The 3380-nt window shown below is 45.8% G+C and carries 2 protein-coding genes and 1 pseudogene; all 3 read left to right on the top strand.

Features of this window, described 5'->3' with window-relative positions; translation table 11 throughout:
- A partial coding sequence (gene zipA, locus ACRC27_RS07740) for a cell division protein ZipA (RefSeq protein WP_438639578.1) occupies positions 1–415 on the top strand: 415 nt, incomplete at its 5' end.
- Between the two features lie 96 nt (positions 416–511).
- Positions 512–2539: an NAD-dependent DNA ligase LigA gene (gene ligA / locus ACRC27_RS07735; protein ID WP_438639577.1), complete on the top strand. Its 2028-nt coding sequence runs from the start codon at positions 512–514 to the stop codon at positions 2537–2539.
- 505 nt (positions 2540–3044) lie between these two features.
- Positions 3045–3380 (top strand): annotated as a pseudogene (locus tag ACRC27_RS07730) (ChiP family protein); the annotation flags it as partial.

Genomic DNA, 3380 nt, shown 5'->3' with positions numbered 1-3380 from the left:
GCCGAAAAGTGATGTACTTGTGCTGAATGTCACGGCACATGCTGGGCACATTATTGATGGTGAGCGTTTGCTAAATAGCCTGATGCAGTTGGGTTTCCAGCATGGCGAGATGGCTATTTTCCATCGCCACATTGATCCAATGGGCAGCGGTCCGGTACTGTTTAGTTTGGCCAATATGGTAAAACCTGGCACTTTTGATGTTGCTAATATGGCTGCATTTACTACACCGGGGATCACCATCTTTATGCAAGTGCCATCTTACGGTGATGCTAGCCAGAACTTCAAACTGATGCTGCAAGCTGCGCAGCGCATTGCTGATGATGTGGGTGGTTTAGTTCTTGATGATGAGCGCCGCATGTGGACACCGCAGAAAAATGAAGAGTACAAAATGCGTATTAAAGCGGTGTGCGCTTAACATTATCTGAACCGTATAACGCACATATCACAGTAAAATATCGTTTACCTAAAACCCTCGCTTTGGCGGGGGTTTTCTCATTAAGGGGGCAGACCTATGGCCGATAGCATTACACAACAGTTAGCCGAGTTACGCGAGCAGCTCCGCCATCATGAATATCTTTATTATGTACTCGATCAGCCCTCGATACCTGATGCCGAATATGATCGTCAGATGCAGCAGTTGCGGGATCTGGAAGCAGAACATCCGGAGTTAGTTACGCCAGACTCCCCGACACAGCGTGTCGGTGGTGCGCCGCTTAGCGGTTTCTCTCAGGTGAAACATGAAGTCCCGATGCTTTCACTGGATAACGCATTCGGTAATGACGATTTTTTGGCATTTCAAAAAAGAGTACTAGACCGTCTTGGTAGCACTCAAACACTGACGTATTCGTGCGAGCCGAAACTTGACGGCTTGGCCGTCAGTTTGCTGTATGTTGACGGTCTTTTGGTTCAGGCGGCAACCCGTGGTGATGGCATGACAGGTGAAGAGATCACCGAAAATGTGCGCACTATTCGCTCCATTCCACTGCGTTTACATGGCGGATACCCTCAGCGCTTGGAGGTTCGCGGTGAGGTTTTCATGACGCGTGATGGCTTTGAACGTATAAATGAACAGGCTCGCCACAAAGGAGAGAAGCTGTTTGTCAACCCGCGTAATGCAGCCGCAGGTTCACTGCGTCAACTTGATAGCAAAATTACCGCTCAACGCCCATTAGCCTTTTATGCCTATGGCATTGGTATTGCTGATACCCACAGCGGCAATCATCTGCCTGAAAGCCATATCGCGCGCTTAAACGTACTGCGTGAGTGGGGGTTGCCGGTGAGCAATGAGGTTAAGCAAGTTAATGGCGAACAGGCCGTGCTTGCTTACTATGCCGATATTCTGGCGAGACGTGATCAGCTTAACTTTGACATTGATGGTGTCGTTATCAAAGTGGATGATCTTGCACTGCAAACCCAGTTAGGATTTGTAGCCAGAGCGCCCCGCTGGGCAATTGCCGTGAAATTTCCGGCGCAAGAAGAGTTGACCACCGTACTGGATGTCGAGTTTCAGGTCGGTAGAACCGGCGCTATTACCCCTGTGGCGAAATTAGACCCTGTTTTTGTCGGTGGGGTCACGGTCAGTAATGCCACGCTGCACAATGCAGATGAGATTACCCGCTTAGGGCTCTGTATTGGCGATACTGTCGTGATCCGACGAGCGGGTGATGTTATCCCTAAAATAGCCAGTGTCGTGCTAGAGCGTCGGCCTGCGTGCGTTACAGAGATTATATTTCCTACCGAGTGTCCAGTTTGTGCCTCTTCCGTTGAGCGTGTTGAAGGCGAAGCGGTTGCGCGTTGCAGTGGCGGATTAATCTGCCCAGCCCAACGTAAAGAAGCCATCCGCCATTTTGCATCTCGCCGTGCTTTTGATATTGAGGGAATGGGCGAAAAAATTGTTGATCAACTTGTCGAACGTGAGTTGATTCAAACGCCTGCAGATCTGTTTCGTCTCTCACTAGGAGAGCTAACCCGTCTTGAACGAATGGGGCCAAAGTCGGCACAAAACTTACTCAGTGCCATCGAAAAGGCAAAAAAAACCACCTTTGCCCGTTTTCTGTATGCGTTGGGGATTCGTGAAGTCGGGGAGGCTACGGCAGCCAATTTAGCGGCACACTTTCATACATTAACGGCATTGCGTGAAGCTAATCATGAAAGTTTGCAAACCGTGCAAGATGTAGGGGCGGTGGTCGCTGCGCATGTTTACCACTTTTTGCGTGAACCACATAACATCACCGTTATTGATAATCTGCTGCAGCAGGGCATTTTTTGGGAAGAAACTTCGGTTGATGCGGTGAGTGCACCGATAGATTCACCGTTATTGAATAAAACTGTTGTATTAACCGGAACATTAACCCGAATGACCAGAGATGATGCAAAAGCCTATTTATTGCAATTAGGTTGTAAAGTCACGGGAAGTGTATCGAGTAAAACAGACTATTTAATTGCAGGTGATGCCGCAGGCTCAAAATTAGCAAAAGCCCAAGCATTAGGTATTTCAATTCTCACTGAAGATGATTTTTTAGAAATAATTAACCGCTAATCTGCGTCGCAAAATAAGCGCCCTGTTATTGAAAAAATAGGGCGCAATTAGTGCGAAACATATCATGCTAATGCGTCTTTATTCATATTAATTTGCGATGCATATCTTATTTTATTCATTTTATATTTTAATTTCGATAACAATATAAAATGTAATGCGTCAACGTGTATTTATTAAGTCATTGAAATTAAATGGTATTTTTCTATATCATTGATTTAACACGTATTTGAGTACCTGCCTTATAAATAGTTCCAGTCCTCCTGTAATATTTTTTTGCACTCTGTCATAAATTTATAAAAAAGCCACGAATAAGCATTGATGTTTTGCGCTGCGAAAGTACTCTTGTTATGTACCTACTGCCTCTCCACACGGAAGACTGAGGTGGTTGAGTGTTTACCCGTGTGGGGTTTAGTTAGTTTTTATTTCTTTGGGAGAACTCTGGTTAGCGGTGGCATAAATAACTGACCAGAGCACGGATAAAATATCCAATAAATGGGAGTTCGTAATGGAAGCGAAACAATTTAAAGTTGCAGCGTTATCGCTGGCTGTCTTTGGTGCATTAGCATCAACATCAGTTATGGCTCAGCAAGATGCTGGAAGCCCTACTTATGGCGCAAGCTACGAAAAGTTTATCGATGAGTCCAAAATGACCGGTGGCTTGTTCTATATGCAGCGTGACCGTGACCGTCGTTTACTAGCTCCTGGGGCAACTGAAGGTCCATATGACCATAATCTTGCACATTCTACTGCACAGGTAGCACTGAACTTTAATTCTGGCTATGCGTGGGATTTTATTGGTTTAGATCTGGGTGGTTTCTATGCTTATGATTTAACTCAAGGT

This window comes from Plesiomonas sp., from assembly GCF_051650925.1.
Taxonomy (GTDB): Bacteria; Pseudomonadota; Gammaproteobacteria; order Enterobacterales; family CAMTGL01; genus Plesiomonas.
Note: the sequence above shows the minus strand (reverse complement) of the source record. Positions and strands in the feature narration are given on the sequence as shown.